General features: G+C 30.2%; 18 protein-coding genes and 1 pseudogene. 16 read left to right on the forward strand and 3 right to left on the reverse strand.

Annotated elements, in window-relative coordinates; all coding sequences use genetic code 11:
- Positions 1–76 precede the first annotated feature (76 nt).
- From mnmE to SCB73_RS18255, 16 genes are all read left to right on the forward strand, one after another.
- Positions 77–1477, forward strand: coding sequence for a tRNA uridine-5-carboxymethylaminomethyl(34) synthesis GTPase MnmE (gene mnmE / locus SCB73_RS18180; RefSeq protein ID WP_320567600.1), 1401 nt, complete (start codon positions 77–79; stop codon positions 1475–1477).
- A gap of 149 nt (positions 1478–1626) precedes the next feature.
- Entirely contained in the window at positions 1627–2754 is a 1128-nt protein-coding gene (locus tag SCB73_RS18185; RefSeq protein WP_320567601.1) for a site-specific integrase, read from the forward strand.
- 3 nt (positions 2755–2757) lie between these two features.
- Positions 2758–3744: a hypothetical protein gene (locus SCB73_RS18190; RefSeq protein ID WP_320567602.1), complete on the forward strand. Its 987-nt coding sequence runs from the start codon at positions 2758–2760 to the stop codon at positions 3742–3744.
- Between the two features lie 84 nt (positions 3745–3828).
- On the forward strand, positions 3829–4116 hold the full coding sequence (locus tag SCB73_RS18195; protein WP_320567603.1) for a helix-turn-helix transcriptional regulator: 288 nt from the start codon (positions 3829–3831) through the stop codon (positions 4114–4116).
- 224 nt (positions 4117–4340) lie between these two features.
- Positions 4341–5498 carry a VapE domain-containing protein gene (locus SCB73_RS18200; RefSeq protein WP_320567604.1) on the forward strand — a complete coding sequence of 386 codons (1158 nt, stop codon included), beginning with the start codon at positions 4341–4343 and terminating at the stop codon, positions 5496–5498.
- A 312-nt stretch (positions 5499–5810) separates the two neighbouring features.
- A complete protein-coding gene (locus SCB73_RS18205) occupies positions 5811–6656 on the forward strand; it encodes a toprim domain-containing protein (RefSeq protein WP_320567605.1) in 846 nt (281 codons plus the stop codon).
- 311 nt (positions 6657–6967) lie between these two features.
- Entirely contained in the window at positions 6968–7381 is a 414-nt protein-coding gene (locus SCB73_RS18210; RefSeq protein WP_320567606.1) for a hypothetical protein, read from the forward strand.
- 207 nt (positions 7382–7588) lie between these two features.
- Positions 7589–8197 carry an SLATT domain-containing protein gene (locus tag SCB73_RS18215; protein WP_320567607.1) on the forward strand — a complete coding sequence of 203 codons (609 nt, stop codon included), beginning with the start codon at positions 7589–7591 and terminating at the stop codon, positions 8195–8197.
- On the forward strand, positions 8160–9446 hold the full coding sequence (locus tag SCB73_RS18220) for an SMODS domain-containing nucleotidyltransferase (RefSeq protein WP_320567608.1): 1287 nt from the start codon (positions 8160–8162) through the stop codon (positions 9444–9446). Before SCB73_RS18215 ends, SCB73_RS18220 begins: the two co-directional genes overlap by 38 nt.
- 112 nt (positions 9447–9558) lie before the next feature.
- A complete protein-coding gene (locus SCB73_RS18225) occupies positions 9559–9822 on the forward strand; it encodes a HigA family addiction module antitoxin (RefSeq protein ID WP_320567609.1) in 264 nt (87 codons plus the stop codon).
- Positions 9823–9905: 83 nt separating this feature from the next.
- Positions 9906–10574, forward strand: a complete 669-nt coding sequence (locus SCB73_RS18230; protein ID WP_320567610.1) for a hypothetical protein — start codon at positions 9906–9908, stop codon at positions 10572–10574.
- A 145-nt stretch (positions 10575–10719) separates the two neighbouring features.
- Positions 10720–11373: a RusA family crossover junction endodeoxyribonuclease gene (locus SCB73_RS18235; protein ID WP_320567611.1), complete on the forward strand. Its 654-nt coding sequence runs from the start codon at positions 10720–10722 to the stop codon at positions 11371–11373.
- A 66-nt stretch (positions 11374–11439) separates the two neighbouring features.
- Positions 11440–12195 carry a competence protein CoiA gene (locus tag SCB73_RS18240; RefSeq protein WP_320567612.1) on the forward strand — a complete coding sequence of 252 codons (756 nt, stop codon included), beginning with the start codon at positions 11440–11442 and terminating at the stop codon, positions 12193–12195.
- 93 nt (positions 12196–12288) lie between these two features.
- Positions 12289–12828 carry a hypothetical protein gene (locus tag SCB73_RS18245; protein WP_320567613.1) on the forward strand — a complete coding sequence of 180 codons (540 nt, stop codon included), beginning with the start codon at positions 12289–12291 and terminating at the stop codon, positions 12826–12828.
- Between the two features lie 76 nt (positions 12829–12904).
- Entirely contained in the window at positions 12905–13834 is a 930-nt protein-coding gene (locus SCB73_RS18250; protein ID WP_320567614.1) for a hypothetical protein, read from the forward strand.
- Positions 13835–13882: 48 nt separating this feature from the next.
- A complete protein-coding gene (locus tag SCB73_RS18255; protein ID WP_320567615.1) occupies positions 13883–14638 on the forward strand; it encodes a hypothetical protein in 756 nt (251 codons plus the stop codon).
- A gap of 281 nt (positions 14639–14919) precedes the next feature.
- Here SCB73_RS18255 and SCB73_RS18260 read toward each other — a convergent pair.
- From SCB73_RS18260 to SCB73_RS18270, 3 genes and pseudogenes are all read right to left on the reverse strand, one after another.
- Positions 14920–16094, reverse strand: a pseudogene (locus SCB73_RS18260) (IS3 family transposase).
- Positions 16095–16176: 82 nt separating this feature from the next.
- A complete protein-coding gene (locus SCB73_RS18265; RefSeq protein WP_320567616.1) occupies positions 16177–18108 on the reverse strand; it encodes an OmpA family protein in 1932 nt (643 codons plus the stop codon).
- 10 nt (positions 18109–18118) lie between these two features.
- Entirely contained in the window at positions 18119–19036 is a 918-nt protein-coding gene (locus SCB73_RS18270) for a PorP/SprF family type IX secretion system membrane protein (protein ID WP_320567617.1), read from the reverse strand.
- Positions 19037–19073: the final 37 nt, after the last annotated feature.

The raw sequence follows: 19073 nt of genomic DNA on the forward strand, positions 1-19073 counted from the left end.
CTTAATTAATTCACAATTCATTACGTAGCTCTCGCAACTCATAATTCGTTTAAGGCTTTTTTCATACCTTTGCAACATGATAAATCAAGATTCTATAGTTGCATTAGCTACTCCGTCTGGAGCCGGAGCTATTGCTATCATTCGTATTTCGGGCGCTGAAGCTATTTCAATAGGAAATTCTGTTTTTAAATCCATAAAAAATAAAGACTTAACTAAACAAAAGACACATACTTTGCATTTAGGTCATATTGTGGATAATGAAAAAACACTGGATGAAGTTTTGGTTTCTGTTTTTAAAGGCCCAAATTCCTATACGGGCGAAGACACGATTGAGATTTCTTGCCACGGATCAACGTACATTCAGCAGCAAATCATTCAATTATTACTTCGAAAAGGTTGCAGAATGGCCGATGCTGGAGAATTTACGCTCCGTGCTTTTTTAAATGGAAAACTTGATTTATCGCAAGCAGAAGCCGTTGCCGATTTAATTTCATCAGATAATGAAGCTTCGCACCAAATTGCCATGCAGCAAATGCGTGGCGGATTCAGCAATGAAATTGCCAAACTTCGTGAAGAACTTTTGAATTTTGCTTCGTTAATTGAATTAGAATTGGATTTTGCCGAAGAAGATGTAGAATTTGCAGATAGAACTCAATTTCACGAATTGCTTAACCGAATCGAATTTGTTTTAAAACGATTGATCGATTCATTTGCTGTTGGAAACGTAATCAAAAATGGTATTCCGATAGCAATTGTTGGCGAACCAAACGTTGGAAAATCGACTTTGCTGAATGCTTTGTTGAATGAAGAACGTGCCATTGTTTCTGACATTGCCGGAACAACTCGCGATACTATTGAAGATGAATTAGTTATTGGCGGGGTTGGTTTCAGATTTATTGATACTGCTGGAATTCGCGAAACTAAAGATGTTGTAGAAAGCATTGGTATCAAAAAGACTTTTGAAAAAATTGATCAGGCCCAAGTGGTAATTTACTTGTTTGACGGATTGAAATTTAAAACTTCAAGTTCTGAGTTTGTTTCGGAGATTGAACAAATCAAAAATAAATATCCATTAAAACCACTTTTGATTGTCGTTAATAAAAAAGACATTTTATCTGAAGATGAAGTTTTAAACATTACCAATCAGCTTGAGAATTTGAACGCAAAATTACTTTTGATTTCTGCAAAAGAAAAAATTGGAGTTGATGAATTAAAGAATGAATTGCTTTCATTTGTTAATACTGGCGCTTTAAGAAACAACGAAACGATTGTAACAAACACAAGACATTACGATTCTTTACTTAAAGCTTTAGATGAAATACAAAAAGTAAAATTCGGACTTGAAACTAATCTTTCGAGCGACTTGATGGCGCTAGACATTCGCGAAGCTTTGTACCAATTCGGGCTTATTACGGGTCAAGTTACAAATGATGAATTGCTGGGGAATATTTTTGCTAATTTCTGCATCGGGAAATAATTGTTGTTTCTTTAAGTTTCTAATGTTTTCTTTTGCTTGACTCCCATTGATTTAGGGTGTTTTTTGTTTTCTTATAATATCTTTAGTTTGTACATTTGTTACACTCAATGTACACCTTTATGAAAATAAGGTGTAAAAATGTACATCTTATGGTAATTAGTCTGAAGAAGAAAAAACTGCAAAATGGTAGGTATAGTTTATATATTGAATATTACAAAGGTTCAACTGCTAAAGCGGATGGAAAGCGTGTACATTTAAGAGATTTTGAGTATTTAAAATTATATCCTCATCAAGAACCTAAGACTGCTACTGAAAAGAAAGAAAATAAGGAGATTGAGGTTTTAGCAGAACAAATCTTGTCAATCAGAAAAGCTGAATATTTTCAGGGTAAGTTTGATATAAAAAACAATTCCAAATCTAAAACACTATTTTTGGAATACTACAGCAATCAGGCTGAAGAGCGAATTGATTCTGCTAAGAATTATGGTAACTGGACGGCTTCATTTCTACATTTAAAACGATTCTGTAGTCCAAATGTCACTTTCAATGAGATAGATGAAGATTTTGTAAAATCCTATCGTAACTACTTGGATAAAGATGCAAGAACTAAAAGTGATCTTCCTTTGTCCCAAAATTCTAAGTATTCATATTATAATAAATTCAAAGCAGCCATACGTGCAGCATTTGAGGATGGTTATCTTACAATTAACCCTGTCAAAAAAGTAAAGGGATTTGAGCAAGGAGAAAGTCAACGAGAATATTTAACCTACGATGAGTTAGTAGCAATGAACAAAGCTCATTGTAAATATGATGTTTTGAAAAGAGCATTTGTTTTTTCTTGTTTAGTGGGTTTGAGATGGTCTGATATCAATACTTTGGTTTGGAGTGAAGTAAGAGACGAGGGCGAAGTCAGCAGAGTTAACTTTAGACAAGAAAAAACAGAAAGTGTTGAATATTTATATATCTCTAAAGAAGCAAGAAGTCTGCTTGGAGAAAGAGAAAATCAAACCGAAAGGGTTTTTAAAGGATTAAAATATGGAGCTCATTTTAATGCTGAAATATTAAGGTGGTGTATGAAAGCGGGAATAACAAAACACATTACATTTCATAGTGCCAGACATACAAATGCGGTTTTGCTATTAGAAAATGGCGCTGACATTTATACCGTTTCAAAACGCTTAGGTCACAAGGAATTAAAAACAACAGAAATTTATGCTAAAATCATTGATTCTAAGATGAAAGAGGCAGCTAACTTAATTCCAAACATTAATATATAAATTATGTTACATTCCTATTTTAGAATCAAAAACAAGCATCATAAAACTTTAGATTTCATAAATGACAACTTAAACTCTCAGGAAGATAATTTATCAATTGACAAGAAAATAAAAAAGCTAAACGAATTTCAATTTTTTCATTTGCTTAGTGAATTAATGTATAATCATCCGATTAAGCATTTTTCTATTAATACGATTAGTTTATTTTTTAAAAGGCAGGAAACAAATGTTAATGAAGATGATTATTTGCCATTTCAGGATTATGACAAGGATTTCGTGCGAATTCCAATTACTGGATCTTATGTTGTTTTTAATTCTAAAAAAGAACTAAGATATTTAGTCGATTATTACTTTAAGACAAAAGAATATCCAAAAGAAACTCTTATAACTAAGCTTTTAGTTCTATCAGATAAAATCCTTGAACACATATCTCAAAAAGTACATACAATAAAGTATTACTTTCTGAATCATCTTCAAAAAGAAGAAAATCATCACAATGACTTAACAGTCTCTTTTTTTGTGGATATAATAACAGCTTTAGAAGATTACGAAAAAGATCTTTTAAAATTATATGATGAAATTCAGGGTAAAATTTCTGGGTTATCTGGATCTATTTCCAATAATGAAAATTATACTATAACTACAGATAATGAAATTTTAAGAAAACTATATTTCGGTTTGGAAAAATTCATGTATATAGATCAATCTAAAACTTCATTAACCGAATTTATTGATGTTTTAAAATTGGGTTGGAAAGAACATAATTCTGTTATATATCTTCAAATGGATAACCTTCAGTTTAAGTACTTCATTGAATGTCTTAATCAATTTTTAAGTATTAAAATCCCTCTCACATTTATTGAGCTTTCGGGGAACATTCAAAATAAAAATGGAAGAATAAAAGCCAATTCAATATATACATCTGTTTCCAAGAGTATTATAAAAACAAAAGATTTAGAATTAATCAAATCAATTTTTGAAAAATTATAAAAAAGGTTAAGGACCTTAACCTCCTTAACTTTTTGCATTTTGCTTTACTGACTTTTGCTACCATAATATTAAAAAAATATAAATATGGAAAGCAACGCAATTTTTCAAAAGTTAGCTCAATTAGAAAAACTTATAATTGGGACTACAAAACAAATCTTCACAGTTGACGATGTTGTAAACTATACTGGATTTTCAAAAAGTTATGTGTATAAATTAGTACATATGAATATCCTCCCTTATTCAAAACCAAACAATAGAACGCTCTTTTTTACTAAATCAGAGATCGACGAATGGTTACTACAAAACAAGTCTAAATCTATTTCTCAGATTCAGAAAGAGGCTACTAGCTACACTAATTCTCATAAAAAATAACGGTGTTATTCTTTATATAAAAAGAAATGCATTAGAAAACCCACTAATGCTTTTTTTTCGTTTGCTTGAAGATTCGATATTTTAAGTAACTAACAGAAAATCAAGTAAATATTAATAAAAAAGACGTAAAAATACCTCTACAAAAGCTTTTTACGTCTATGATAATTTGTCTAATTGAAAACGATGCGAATTTACGCAAAGTTTTCCATATCAGTATAGTTAAAATGGAGAATAATAATGAGAGCAATGATTTTGTTCCAAATATTTTTATAATTACTGAAAAGTATCTAAAAAAATATGAATTTAGATTTAATGAAATTGCATTAGATATTGAATACAGATTAAAAGATGGCAAGGAATTTAAATCTGTAAATGAAAACTCCCTGTACATAGAGTTACAAAAAGCCGGTATTAAAATTTCCATCGCTAATTTACTAGCACTTTTAAGGAGTGATTATGTGAAAAAGTTTAATCCAATCAAAGAATATTTTTTGAGTTTACCACCATGGGATAATAAACCTCATATTCAAAATCTATGCACTTATCTCCCTGCTGCTGATTCCAAACAATTTGAATATCATTTTATAAAATGGTTTGTTCGTTGCGTTAAGTGTGTTTTTAATGATGACTATTTTAACAAACAAGCTTTTGTAATAGTGCAAAAACAACAAAGTAGTGGTAAGACAACATTTTGCAGATTTATTTGTCCGCCTGCCTTAAAAAGCTACATCGCAGAAGATATTTCAAACGACAAAGATGCTCGAATCCTGCTTGCTAAGAACATATTAATAAATTTAGATGAGCTCGCTGTTTTATCAAGGCAAGAAATTAATCAGTTAAAGGCCTATTTTACAAAGACAGTTATTAATGAACGATTACCATATGATCGCAAGAATAGCATTTTATCAAGAATATGTTCATTTATTGGAAGCACAAATGAGGGGACTTTTTTAAACGATGAATCTGGAAGTGTGAGATGGTTGTGCTTCGAAATCATAGGACAAATAAATTTTGCTTACAGCAAAGATATTGATATCAATAAAGTTTGGGCACAAGCTTATGCATTATCAAAAACGGATTTTGACTGCGAATTATCTCCAAAAGATATTCAAGAGAATGAAAAGAGAAATTCTAAATATAAAAAGCTATCCGCAGAATTTGAAATTGTAAGTAAGTACTTTAAGATACCTGAGAATACAGATAATGCTCAATTCATGACCTCGAGCGATGTGTTACACTATTTGTCAATTAAGTATCCTAAATTAAATCACATAAATATAGGTAAAGCAATGAATGGACTAGGGTTTGAAAGAATTAAAGATAGGGAAAGGCAGATCTATGGGTATATGGTTTTATCCTTGCCTTTATTTCCAATGATTTAAACAAAAAAAGGGATTTACATCTTACCTAATTACCTAATAATCATAAGTACTAGAAACACAGGTCTTTACCGTAGGTAACTTAATATATTTTTATCTTATCTAAAGTTACCTAAGTTACCTTAAAGTATAAGTATTTAATAATTAGTTATTTATGGTTATTAAGGTGACATAGGTAAGAAGAGAAAAACAGGAAAAACATCTTACCATCACTGTTGTTATTGGTTTAGGTAAGTAGGTAAGATGATTATGCAAAAAACAGTATAGATTTTCTGCTGACGAAAAAAAACAATATTAATTTATAATACTATATCCATGAATTCAATCCAGGCAAGAGGAATTCCAATAGAAAAAATACTCGAAAATTTAGGATGCGTACCGACAAAATCAAATGAAAATGAAAGTTGGTATTTATCTCCATTTAGATATGAAAAAACCGCTTCTTTTAAACTAAATAGGACTCTAAATCGCTTCTTTGATCATGGCGAACAAAAAGGTGGAAATGCGATTGATTTTGTAATATTCAAATTTGGTTTTAGCGTTTCAGAAGCTTTAAGTTATCTTGAGAAGTTCGACACTTTTTTTTCTTTTCAAAAGCAAATTTTTGAACCTTCAGTAAATTTAGAAAGCAATGTCAAAATTGAAAAAGTAATTGAAATTCGACATTTGGCTCTAATTCAATATTTGACAAGCAGGAATATTTTAAAGTTTGAAAAAGAAAACAATCTGAAAGAAGTTCATTATACCATAAATAGCAAAAAATATTTTGCAATTGGTTTTGAAAACCAAAGTGCTAGTTTTGAAATCAGATCCAAGTATGCCAAATTATGTATTGGCAAAAAAGATGTGAGTCTAATTTCAAATCAATCTCTAACACTAAGAATTTTTGAAGGTTTTTTCGATTACTTATCATTTGTCCAAATTAGGCATAGTAAAAATCTGGAGCAATCCGATTATCTAATTTTAAATTCTGTAGCTCTATTAGTGAAAAAAAAAGCTCTTTTAGAAAAGTATGAAAATATAGAATTGTACTTGGATAATGATCAAACGGGAGATAAATATACGACTATAATTTTGGAGCAATTTCCTGACTCTTTAGATCTTAGAAAGTTGTATGAAAATCATAAAGATTTAAATGAATGGTTAACCAAAGGGAAATAAAAAAAATAATTACTTAGTCATTTAGCAAGGTGTGTTTACACATATGTCAAAACCAAAAATCTACGATTTTGAGTTTCTTATATGGACAACCATCTCGCCCTATCGGGAAAGAAATACTTCAAAGTCGTATTTCTAATTTAAAGAAAAAAATATGGATTATAAACGAAAAGGGAAAGGTCTACAATAAAATTGAAGACTGCGTTAGAAATCAAAAATTTAATTTTTCAGAAGAAGTATACTTTTATAATATTATAAAGTATACTTCTTAATTTATATATTAATTAATAAAATTATCTATTTAATATTTTTTTATGATGGAGTATTATGATTTGATGAATGAATATTCAGAAACAGAATTGTTTAAAGAAATAATTCATTTTATGGATATGTCTTTTCCCGAATGGAAAACTAATCGTGGTTTAGGTTTTACTTCTTTTGAGTTCATAAGGCATTGTATTAATTTTTTAACTTTATGTAACCTGGAAAAAAATAATGGAGATCTTAATCTAAAATTTTTGAAAACAATCTATTTAAGTTTAGCGGAAGACTACGAACGTTTTAAAATGGAATATCAATTTATATTTTCATCTTTTGTATTGGATAAATTTACTGCTGAATATGAACAGGAAATCGAAGATGAATATTTTACTGATTTTAGATATAATGATTTGTATGATAGTTTTCTAAAAAAGGAGTTGAAAAAAGTAATTTATGATTTTATGTAATGATAAAGAATTTTGGTTGAAAAAATGAGATAGGAAACAAGGACTATATTAGAAGATACTATAAGAAAGATATTTCTTTATAATTTACGGTTTTCCTCAATATGAGAAAAGTTTTTTTTCGATATCTTAGCGAAAAATAAAACTATAAAAAGGTACTTTGATCTCTTTAAGGAGTTGAATCTTAAATCTTAAATTATAAATAAAAAAATGAATCAAAATGACTTTTTAAATACTCTTGCGCAAAAGGGGTACGATATAGGGTTCGGTGCTAAAAAAAATTTTTCTTCATATGATATAATAAACAAATTACCGAGTTGGGTAGGGTTTATTTCTCTTGCGATAGGTATTGTTCAAATTGCTTATGAAAATATTGCTTTTAATAAAGAACTATCCATTTTATTGATATTTGTAGGAATTGCTATTGTATACATTGATGTTTTTAAAGATAAGGCTGATGATTATAATAATGAAGGAATAAGATTAACTAGGATTTTTAATGCGACTCGTGACTTATATTATTTAGCAAAAGGTGATAACAATTTCGTTTATCAAAATTATGACGTTAGATATCAAGCTCTTTTGAATGATTTCTATAGTAATACCCTTAGTAAGCAGGTATTTATGTCTCAATGGTTTGCTCATTATAAGTTTTTCTATGAGATGCAAGTAGGATGGATTGAAGAAGAATTAAAACTTAAATTTTTCAAAGACAAAGTCCCAAACTCTTTAAAGACATTAATTTTAATCATTTTTATAATTATTTTAATTTGCATTTCATATGAATATAGAGCAAACATTCAAGGACTTTTCGAATAATTTAACCGTATTAAACGAGGAAAGCATTGAAAGTAGGTTTGGAACAATTACAAAGAGACTAAATAAAGATTTTTATAACATAGATTCAAATACTGAAAATGGCATTTACATTGGAAGTTATGGAAGAAATACGGCTATTAGTGGTATAAGCGATTTAGATTTGTTATTTGTGTTGCCTGATGATTTTTATTCTAAATATAATAACAGAGCAGGAAATAAGCAAAGCCAATTATTACAAGATGTGAAAAATTCGCTTTCAAAGACGTATTCGCAGTCAAAAGTAAGAGGAGATGGGCAAGTTGTAGTTATAGAATTTAAGAATGATTACATTGAAGTATGTCCCGCTTTTTTAGAAAATGATGGAAGTTTTACATATCCGGATTCTAACGATGGAGGGAAATGGAAAAAGACAGATCCAAAACCTGAAGCCGAGGAAATCATCAATTATAATGATGATTGTAATGGCAATCTTATAAATATGTGTAGATTTATGAGAGCATGGAAAAATAAAACTGGTGTGAAAATCGGCGGTCTTTTGATTGATAGTTTAGTTTATAATTTTTTTCTCTATAATTCCGAGTATAGAGAATATACATTTGAAAATTACCATATTTTAATTAGAGATTTTTTCAAATATCTAAAGGATTTAGATGATGACAGATCTTATTGGTACGCTCCAGGTAGTAATCAGCATGTCTACAAAAATAATTCTAATTTCAAGTCAAAAGCGAAAAAAGCATTTAAAAATGTAGAGGAAGCCATTGAAAAAAATGAAAATAATAGTGTTTATGAGATATGGAGAAGAGTATTTGGAAAAGCATTCCCTTATCCACAAGCGATAAAAGAATCAAGTTACAGCTATACTGCGTCAGAGGAATATATTGAAGACCGCTATCCAATGAATATTAGTTATAAACTAAGAATTGATTGTCAAGTAACCCAAGCTGGATTTAGAACAGAATTGTTAAGGGCAGTAAAATTTTTGAGAAAAAACAAAGAATTAGTTTTTTTTATAACCGATACGGATGTTCCTGCACCTTATGTAGTTTTGTGGAAAGTAAAAAATGAAGGAGAAGTAGCTAGAAGAAAAAATTGTTTGCGTGGACAAATAATTGATAGTAATCGTGGTACTGACAAAAGAAAGGAAAACTCAAATTTTGAGGGAGCTCATTTTGTTGAATGTTATATAATTAAAAATGGTTTTTGCGTTGCAAGAGATCGTATTGATGTTCCAATTAGTATTTACTAGTGATTACAGTTGCTGCGAAAATTTATTTGTTACGAAATCAGTTAATTGTAAATCAGTTTTATTAATTTTTTAAAATATAGTGAATTAAGTATAACTAATTTAATTGATAGTCATGGAAAGAAAAATGAGAAACGTTCATCCTGGTGAAATTTTAAAAATGGAACTTATTGAAGGAAGAAAACTTTCAATAAGTAAAATTGCAGAACTTCTAGATACTTCAATTTTGGATATTTCCAATATTTTAAATGGTAATATTGGAATTTCTCCTTTGATAGCTTTAAAACTTGAAAAAGCATTTGGTGGAACAGCTGATTCATTTTTACGTTTACAAGCTGGATATGATTTTCAAGAATTTAATAAACATTTTAAATCATAAATCAGCTATTAGTAGTAAACTATTTGTCAATAATACAAATAAGTAGGTTGTTTTTGTAAATAAATTGATGTTAATTTTATAAAATGGATAAAGTATTAGAGAAAGTATTTGATTTTTTTGAAAATAAAGCTATACATTTTGGTTTAAGGAGCTCTCTATTTATCATTTCTATCTTTGTTGTAACTTTTTGTGACTACTATTTTGACTTTTCTTACGACTACCATCTGAGTAATAAAATAGAAAAATTAGAATCAATTGATAGACTAAAAAAAATATATAAAAATGATAATCAAAAAATTACCGAACTGACTGAATTAGAAAATCGCATTTATAAAAGGAGGCATTATTCAGATCGTTTACGGAGTTTAGATATAAACCAACTAAATCTTTTTAAAAAATCAGATAAAACTGCAATTAAAAGTGTGGTTAATAAAAATGATAATATAACTATTGAAAATAATGTTCGTTCATTATTTTGGATGGTCTTGACATCTAATTATTTTTTTATTATTTTAATTATTGGCTTAATAATAATGCCTTTTACTGGTTCTGTTCACAGAGAGTTAAAGAATGTTTTAGGATCTATTGCGGCAATAATTATAATTATCGGAATAATATATATTATTACTTGGGTTGCTTATAAGATTCCTTTATTATGGAATAGGCCATATTTGAATTATATACTTAATTCACTAATTCAGTCCCCTTTCATTTATTTGATATTTTTGTGGAATAAAGCTGAAAAAAAATAGTAAAAACGTACGTAGTTGTTATTGTAAAATTTAGTGGAATTATCGTTTTAAATTGTCCAAAATACTCATTTTAGAAATTAGCAACAGCAGAGGATGTCGGTTCCGATATACTTGCAACATATTTTATCAAAAAAGCTTAAAAATCATGACCAACTTCCAACATAATTTAAATGAACCTCCTGAATTTGGTGAGTTAAATTTTTCCTTTGATTTTGAGCCAGTTTCATTGCAATCTAATTCAGCAAAAAAGGCATATGTTAGGGCTGAAATAAGAAAAGTAACAAAAACCTTAAATTATCTTCTAAGTGGAGATGTAAAAGTTGAAATTCAATGGTTGGTTCATGAGCAAGAAAGATATGAAAGTGCCAATGCGCCCGATATGGATAATATTATTAAACCAATTTTAGATGGATTGTCAGGTCCAGAAGGCGTTTTAATTGATGATTGTCAAGTTCAGACTATTGGGAGTCATTGGATTGATTGGACTAAAAAAGAGCACAAAATTAACATTTCGATTAAGTACATCCCAGACGATTATGTTTCTAAAATAAATCTAATTTTTGTGAATCTCGGTAATAACCTATTTATTCCTTTACAATCTGATTTGCCAACTAAAGCAAAGAAAATTATAATAGAAATACTAGAAAAGGGTATGGATTTAAGAGAATTAATTCTAAAAGAAACGGGTGATTATTATCAAGCTAAAATGGCTATGTCAGTCCAAAGAATATTTCATAAGTCAAGAATTAGTGATGCATTTGTAATTATAGAAAAAGAAGAATTTAAAAAACTTACTTAGATAGTAAAAGCTAAAGGTTAAGAGCTATTATTCATAATTGAATATACTAAAACAATAAGCATAATTATGCGTTTTGCAATAATTAAAGGAATTAGAGTTGAGGCCACTTCAAAGGCGAAAGCGATTTGTCCAGGTTGCGCTCAACCTGTTGTGGCAAAATGCGGTACAAAACGAATCCATCATTGGGCTCATCAAGGCAATAAAAATTGTGACAAATGGTGGGAGCCTGAAACGGAATGGCACCGAAATTGGAAAAAAGAATTTCCACTTAAGTGGCAAGAAATTATTATGCGTGATGAAATTACAGGAGAAGTTCACATAGCAGATATTCGTACTGATAATAATATTATAATTGAATTTCAACATTCGCATATAGACATAAAAGAACAAACCTCAAGAGAAAACTTCTATCCAAATTTAATTTGGGTTATTGACGGAACAAGGCTTAAAAATGATTACAAACGTTTTCAAATGGGAAAATATCATTTTTCTTCATTGATGTCAAAAGTATTCAGAACATTTTCATACGATATTTTTCCTTCTGATTGGATTAATCGACCAGTTGCAGTTATATTTGATTTTGGAGGGATTGAAACTGCCAAAAATAATAGAAATACAAAACTATATTGCTTATTTCCTCAACGTCTAAATAATGAGTTCATTATTGCTGAAATATCTAAAGAAGCTTTTATATCATCTGTTACAAACGGTAATTGGCTAATGCGGTTTGAAAATTTTATTAAAAAAATTAAAGCTATAGCAATAGCAGAACGAGAAGCACTTGCAGCACTAGAATTAATTGCATCTCGTAACAATAGATAAAATGGAAGATGCAAAACTGAATACCATTGTTTAAAAGGAAAGATTGAATAATTATTGTTTTTTGAACAAATAGATAATAAAAATTAAAAAAATATGAATAAAGAGTTTCACGAAAACGATATTGAAATACGTAAAGAGTTAGAAGATTTAATAGAAAATGGTAAAAAAAAGATTATAGAAATCGAAAAGATAATTGAAAATAATGATTTTAGAATTAATGATCTAAACGATCCAAATTCAAAGTCCGCAGTTAATCTTCTAATCGTTAGGAATTTTGTAATTGGAACAATTTTATTTTTGCCAATTACATTTATTTTACTTATTTACGTTAAAGGTTTTAATGAGGTATTATTTTATTTTCTTTTAATTTTTTACTCTTTGCTAATTGGACTTGTTTTTTGGTTTATTCGAAAGAAATATAGGCTGTTGTATGCTTTAATTGAATTAAGCGTAGGGGTTACTGCTATTTTTATAGTACTTCAATCTGTCAATAATAGCTTAGATATTTTTCACTGGAAAATTGAAAAATTAATGAGTTTTGTGGGTGGAGTATATATTCTAGTTAGAGGTATTGACAATATTTCCATAACAAATTTTGGAAAGAAAGTTGATGATTTTCTAAATTTTAAATAGAAAAAATTAATTAATATGCATAGAACAATTATAAAGAATAAAGTAAAAATAATACGAAAATTCTAAGGATCACAATATGAAAAAAAAGATATTCTTATTACTCGTAATATTTTCAACATTAAATAATTACGCTCAATTATCTGATTCAGAATATCAAGATAGATGCGATATTGAATTTCAATCACTTTGTAAATTATTACCAAAAGGGCAAGAAGAAAGTTGGATAATAAAATCTAGAAATATTGATAGTGAATATCTCAAAATTGGAAAAGAAAAACAGAAAGAAGAAGAAGCTTATAAAAAACTAAACGCAGAAGGAATCTACGCTGTACAATATTTGAATTCAATCAATAATTTTGTATTACCTGCAAAAACAAAGCTTGTGAATTCATTAGCGGATAAAATTGTTATGATTAGTATCGGTAATTCAATTGAATTAAAAATTGATTCTTTAGATCGAGTATTTAATAATTATGCAAATACCAAGAAGGCCGAAAATTTTGAAAGAGCATATTATAGATTTTTAAATCAAAAATCTAAATACTTGAATGCAAAATCTGAACGAGATACCTTATTTTACACTATTTATGAAGTAAAAGATAATGTCTATGCAGATCCCGAGTCTAAAGATGTATATGCAGTATTTAATTGGAAAGATCGTATTAAAAAATTGAATAAATTAAAAACTGAATTTAATAATATTTCTGAAGAAGTTAAGTCTAAACAATTTTTAATTGTTAAAGATCCCAATCCCGTAGTTCCATTATTATTTCAGTTTTGTACACTTTTAGTAGTAGTTTCAGGTGTATTTATAAATTTTGCATTTGAAAAAAAGATTCATAAAATAGTCCTATTATTAGTTTTTTCATCATTATCTACAGCAATTATATTATTATTCGTAAGTGACAATACAATTTTAAATACCGCAGTAAATATATTGGTTCCAGGCATAGGCTATATATTATTTTACTATAATAAAAAAAGAAGTCAAAATCGTAATATTTAAATTAAAGCAATTACATAACTATAATGTAGATAATTACCTCAATTAAGGATGACAGATAATATTACTTTTAAAAATTTTGGAATATTTTTCACATTTTATTCAGTAGCATATGTGTATGTATATTATGGCTTTTATGGTATTAATATTTTTTATTACACAGACTTGCAAGGAGTTTTAACATTATTCCTTAGTAATATGATTAAAATTTTGATTTTTGCGACCATTGTTTTACTTGTTTGGGCGGGCATTTCGAAAGAAAGTTTCCCAGTGAGTCAAGCATTCAATAAAGTTTCTTTAAGAAGAACATTATACATTTTGATATCATTGCTGGTACTTTTTATTGGTGCTTGGGCTCTTCTGCTATCAGGAATTAAAACACCCTTACAAAAAAAGGCAATATTCATTGCCTTTATAGCATTAGGTATTCTATCTGCTATTGATAGACTCAGCAAACTAATTTTCTATAAATTTAAAGTATCAGCAAATAGCCTTAAGATGTATTTTTTTGTATTGTTAATAGTACCATATTTCATGTGCCAACTGATTCTACTTGAGGTAAACTATTTTCCGAAAACCGACCATATCTATTTTTGTTACGATGAATCTAAAACTGTAGAAACTGGAGAAAAATTCAAGCTATATTTGATTGGAAAAACAAGTGATAATATTTTTATTTATGACAAATCCAAAAATCAAACCCTAATTTATGATATGAGTAACGTGAAAGATTTTAAAATTTATGATGTACCAGCTCCATATTTACTACCAAGTGCGGGAGCACCAATACCAGACAAAGCGCCATAAAACAAACAAGCACGAATTATTTTTACTGCAATTCATTATCTTTCTCTAGCAAGTAACTACATCTTTTGTACACCTCTACCTTTATAATCCCTTTTAAATAAGGGAAAGTTAGATATTGCATCGGAAAATAAGAAAACATAAAGCAATTAAAAGTCGGGAGACCTTTAAGAAGATTGTGATTTTTAAAAACAAAAAACTGCGCAATCCTAAAAGCTTTTAGGATTGCGCAGTTTTTTGTTAGAACTCTTCGCTGGATATGCAAACAAAAACTGGAGAAAAAGTTAAGCTACATTTTTATAATTAGTTAGTTTGTTAAATTCTTCAATTGTTTTATAGTTCAAAGCCGAATGTCTTCTTTTTTTGTTATACCAAATTTCGATGTATTCAAAAATTTCAAGTTCCATCTGTTCTCTAGAAATTAATTTACTTCCATAAACCAATTCCGTTTTTAAAGATTTGAAAAAACTTTCAGCAACCGCATTATCCCAGCAGTCTCCTTTACGGCTCATACTTCTTGTGATATTTTTATAAGAATCCAATACATTAGTAAATTTTTTATTGGCATATTGGATTCCTCGGTCAGAATGGAATATTAATTCACTTGCAATTGTTCTGTTCTTTACAGCCATTTTCCAAGCCGTCATTGTAGTTTGTTTAGTGCTTAGTCCATTGCTTAAACTCCAGCCGACTATCTTTCTGTCAAATAAATCTAAAATGATGGTCAGATATAAAAATCCATCCTTTGTCTGTATATAGGTGATATCTGAAACCCAAGCCTTTGCTGGTTCGGTTACTGTAAATTCTCTTTTCAGGATATTTGGCACAACAAAATGATTATGTTTTGAATTGGTTGTTACTTTGAATTTTTTACTCAATTTGCTGTACAATCCTAACAGCTTCATGTATTTAGCAGCAGTTATTCTGGATATCTGATATCCTTGGCTTTGGAGTTCCAGAGTAATTCTTGGGCTTCCATATCGTTGTTTAGCATTAAAGTATATTGACGTAATTTCTTCTTTAATCAGAGCAGTCTTCCTCTGTCTTTCTGATAGAATCTGTTGCTTCCAATTATACTAGCTGCTTGGACTTATTTTTAAAACTTTGCACATCTTTTCAATCGAATATATTTTTTCATGGTCTTTTATGAAAAGATAAATCATCGACCTCCCTTGGAAAAGATGCTTATAGCCTTTTTTAGAATATCAGGTTCTAATTCTGTTTCTTTTAATTTTTTTTCAAGCTCATGGATTTTTTCCTGTTCAGGGCTAAGTTTTAATTTTCCTTTCCCAGGAAAACTTCCTGTTCCAAATTCTTGGTAATCCTGACGCCATTTGTAAAGCAAAGGTGCTGTTATTCCAAGTTCCTTGGCTAATTGTGAGATATTATCTCTTTCATAACTTAATTGGACTGCTTTCTCTTTGAAATTGCGATCATAAGTTTTACGATTATCTTTCATGCTCTAAAGTTAAGATTTAGTTCTTAACTAGAACTCCATGCTAAGTTAGCACATCCAACAACAATAAATATACGGAACAATATTATAAGAAAGTAATAACAAACTCGCTTCTTCGATTCATTTGATGCTCTTCTTCGGTGCAATTTACACCATCTGAGCAGTTGTTTACCAATTGCGTTTCACCATATCCTTTGGCTGTTAAACGGTTTTTGGCAACTCCATTTTTAACAAGCCAGTTTAAAGTAGATTTTGCTCTCTGGTCAGATAATCTTAGGTTGTACTTGTGTGATGCCCTGCTATCGGTATGAGAGCGAATATCAAGTTTCATAGTTGGATGTAGGTTTAGAACATCTAATATTTTTTCTAAATCTATGGCGGCTTCAGTGCGGATATCGTATTTATCCAAATCAAAATAAATCATTTTTATGTCAAAACATTTTCCCAAGTCATCGCCAACTGTAACCTTGCAGATCGCTTTATCCAATGCAATAGGAAGATGAGTTTGTCCAGAAACTTTTCCGATAGTCACCATTTCTTCTTTTGTTTCATATTCGATTTTTTGAGCTCTAACTGTGTAAGTCTTGTCACATTCTACAGTAAACGCATATTCTCCGTTAGAGTTTGAAATAGTCGATTTTACAATTTTTTGGTTTTCATACAAAATCAAATCAGTTCCGGGCAATACCACACCACTTTTAGAATCGGTTATGACGCCATTAAGCTCCTGAAAGCATTTTAATACGCGTGTTTCTGTAAATTTGTAAACATCATCAGAACCCTGTCCGCCATCTTTATTAGAGCTGAAATAACCTCTTCTGGTAATAGGATCTATGATGTAAGCAAAATCATCTTTTGGAGAATTTATGTCATTTCCAAGATTCTGAATATCGGTGACGCTTCCATCAGATTGAATCTGTCCCACAAAAACATCCAAACCGCCAAGTCCAGGATGTCCGTCTGAAGCAAAATAAATTTCGTTTTCGCTAGTTACGTATGGAAAGGTTTCTTTGCCTTCGGTATTAATTGAGGTGCCAAGATTCTCAGGAATTCCAAAGCTGTTATTGCCTTTAATGCTTACTTTATAAATGTCTGACTGGCCAATTGTGCCAGGCATATCTGATGCAAAATATAGCGTTTTCTCGTCGGGACTTAAGGCAGGCTGAGCCGTACTGTAATTATCGCTTGTGAAGGGAAGAGGAGCAATGTTGCTGAATTTTTCATTAACAAAATCAGCTTTGTAAAGTTTTACTAGCGTAATATCATTTTCATCTTTTCCTTTTTTGCCATTTATAAAATTATTTCGGGTAAAATAAGCTGTTTTTCCATCCTTGGTAAATACAATCGTAGATTCGTGGAAACGGCTGTTCAACAGCGATTTGATTTTATTCACTTTAGATGCAGCTCCAGTCGAAGGATCAATTCCAGCATTGTAAATATTGGTAAAATATTCTCCTGTCCATTTGTGTTTTCTTTGGGTGAAGTTTCCAGTGTCTCTGGCAGATGCAAAGTAGATTTTATTGTTGTAAATAAAACTTCCGTAATCAGAATATTTGGAGTTTATACCGGCATCTTCAATTTTATAGCGACCAGAATTGGCTTTAATCTGATCTAAATAATTGGTGTTTGCTGTGTAAAGTTTTGCTCTGGAATCGTTTTTATATTTAGTGCTGAATTCATTCAGGATGGCATTGGCTTTGTCGGTTTGTCCAGCTGATTTTAAAGATTGTGCATATCGGTAATAATACTCGGCTTCGGGTGTTGGATTGAGCGCAAATAGCTCGCCGTACCATTTAGTGGCATCTTCAAATTGTGAATTAAAGTAATAGGAATTGCCTAGTTTTTTGAACAGATCCTCGGATTTGTAACCTTTGTCGGCTACTTTTTCATACGTTTTTATAGCATCTATATAGGCGTAGCCATCATATTTTTTATCACCCGATTTTACTTTGGATTCTTGCGAATAACCGCAAAAAAAATTGAGTATTATTAAGCAGAGGATTGTATAATTTTTCATGATCTTTTTTTTAGAAGAAACGAGGAGTTGTCATTTTGCCTTTGTTTGAGAAGAATTCGTAACGCAGGAATATCTCATGTGATCCTGAATTATAATTATTCAGATGTGTGGTTTCGCGGTCATAGCCATAACCCAAATAGAGTCCGTCGGTGATTTGAAACCCGACCATTGCACTTAATGAGGCGCTCCATCTGTAGGCAGCTCCGACTACAAATCTGTCAATAAACATAAAATTGGCAGAAATATCAACCTGTAGCGGCGCTCCTTCTACCATTTTGGCCAGTATAGCAGGTTTGAATTTATAATACTGGTACTTATCAAGATTAAAGACATAGCCCCCCATTAAATAATAATTGATTTTGTCCTTATAAATGGCAACATCATTATCATCGTACCTGTTGGTTTCGATGAAATTAGGAACCGAAAGCCCTATATAAGCCTTGTCAGAATGCCAGTAAACCCCTGCTCCCACATTGGGAGAAAACTTGTTCTGAAGGTCTTGAAACTGCGGGTCTCCCTGATCTGCGGGATTCAGTTTGTTGACATCAAGATTAAAGATATTGGCTGTACCCTTTATACCAAAAGAAAGCTTGAAATCGGGCGAAGTCTGTATGGTATAAGATACATCTGCCGATATATTATTCTCATTTGTGGGGCCTATTTTATCATTTACCAAAGAAAGTCCAACGCCAACTCTGCTGTTATTAATTGGCGTATTGATGGAAAAGCTGCTTGTCTCGGGGGCTCCATCCAAGCCAACCCACTGGGTGCGGTATAATCCAAAAATACTTAAAGCTCCTCGTGATCCCGCATACGCTGGATTGATATTGATCGTATTGTACATGTACTGCGTAAACTGGGAATCCTGCTGGCTGTACCCTGCAATTGACGTCAAAATTAAAATGAATGAAAAAAACTTTGTTTTCATATGTCTTTAGATTATAAAAGGATAAAAGCTCCTTATA

Origin of the sequence: Flavobacterium sp. KACC 22761 (assembly GCF_034058155.1) — a bacterium.
Lineage (GTDB): Bacteria > Bacteroidota > Bacteroidia > Flavobacteriales > Flavobacteriaceae > Flavobacterium.